The sequence below is a fragment of the Rhizobacter sp. P3_B12 genome, assembly GCF_056402895.1.
On the sequence record NZ_JBFUGN010001183.1, the window covers coordinates 1 to 1,688 of the forward strand.

General features: G+C 70.6%; 1 protein-coding gene. It reads left to right on the top strand.

What is annotated here, in order from left to right; all coding sequences use genetic code 11:
• The first annotated feature begins 535 nt into the window (after positions 1 to 535).
• Positions 536 to 1,630, top strand: a complete 1,095-nt coding sequence (gene rsgA / locus AC1D01_RS33565; protein WP_477873796.1) for a ribosome small subunit-dependent GTPase A — start codon at positions 536 to 538, stop codon at positions 1,628 to 1,630.
• The last annotated feature ends 58 nt before the right edge of the window (positions 1,631 to 1,688 follow it).

Consider the following 1,688-nt stretch of genomic DNA (forward strand, 5'->3'; position numbering starts at 1 on the left):
ATCCCCCATTGCTCGCAGCGTGCATTGGCGGTGCCGGCCTTCAAGGCCAGCGCCTCGCTGGTGCGCCGCGAGATGCACAGCAGGTGCGTGCCGGGGGCGAGCAGTCGTTCCGCCATCGCCGCGCCCAGGCCGCGCGATGCGCCGGTGACGATGTAAAGCGATCGAATCATCCCAACGCTCCAATCCAGCAGGGGAGCCGCATTGTCGCGCCTTTGCAATGGCATTGACGCGCGGATGCGTGGCATGCCACACTGCGCGCCCGAAGTCCCCAGCCGCCCCGGCTGGGTCCGCCCCACAGTCACAAGGAGACCACGCGATGAGAACCACTGACATTGCCCTCCTGCTGTCCGCGGATCGCATTTCCCGCCTGCGCTGATCGAACCCACTTCCCTCTTCGGGTCMTGATCTTCCCCGCCGGCGCCCCTGCCGCCGCGGCACAGCTTTCATTCCTTCGTTGCCCCCGCACGGCCTTTGCCGCATGGGGCTCCTGGCTCGGCGCGTGCGCCGGCTGCGATGATGAAAGACACGACCCACCATGATCGAGATCGATGTCGAGCGCCTGCGCTCGATGGGGCTCACGCCCGCGATGGCCGCCGAGGCCGTCTCCTTTTCCACCTCCCTTCCTGAAACCTTCCCCCCCGATGCACGCCTGATGCGCCTGACCGAAGTGCACCGCGAGACCGTCGAGCTGCACGACGGCGAGCACTCGCACGGTGCGCGCGTGCTGCCGCGCCTGATGCGCGCGCTCGACGACGACGACACTGGCCTCGCCGTCGGCGACTGGATCCTCGGCGCAGCCGACGCCCACGGCCAGCTGTGGGTGCACGAGTGCGTGCCGCCGCTCAGCCACATCGCGCGGCGCGATGCCGACGGGCGCCGCCATCCGGTCGTCAGCAACGTCGACACTGCCTTCCTGGTGATGGGGCTGGACGACGACTTCAACCCGCGCCGCCTGGAGCGCTACCTGATCCTCGTGCAGGGCAGCGGCGTGCAGCCGGTGGTCGTGCTGACGAAGGCCGATGCGGTCTCGGCCCAGGCCCTCGATGACGCCCGCGCGCAGCTGCGCGGCCGGCTGCCGGCCAACGTCGAACTGCTGGCCCTCAACGGCCGCAGCGCCGAGGCCGCGCGAGCGCTGCAGCCGTGGCTGTCAGCCGGCCAGACGGTCGTGCTGATGGGCTCGTCGGGTGCCGGCAAGTCCACGCTCACCAACACGCTGGCGGGTGCGAACCTGCAGGACACCGGCGCGGTGCGCGAGCACGACAGCCGCGGCAAGCACACCACCACCTCGCGATCGCTGCACCGCCTGCCCGGCGGCGCCTGCGTGATCGACACGCCGGGGCTGCGCACGCTGCGGCCCGACACCGACGAGGCGCGGCTCGCGCTCAGCTTCGACGACATCGCGACGCTCTCGCTGCAGTGCCGCTTCCGCGACTGCCGGCATGAAGACGAGCCCGGCTGCGCGGTGCGTGAAGGCGTCGGCGCCGACCGCGTGCGCAACTACCACAAGCTGCTACGCGAGGTGCGGCGCGACACCYTGACCGTGCTCGAGCGGCACCAGCAGCTGTCGCAGTGGAAGGCGCGCGGCCGCCTGGCACGCGAGCGCATGAAGCTCAAGCGCGGCGAGGATTGAAGGGCTGCGCGGCGCTGCCCGGGGCGTCGCGCTTGGTCGACTTGTGGCGGTACATGCG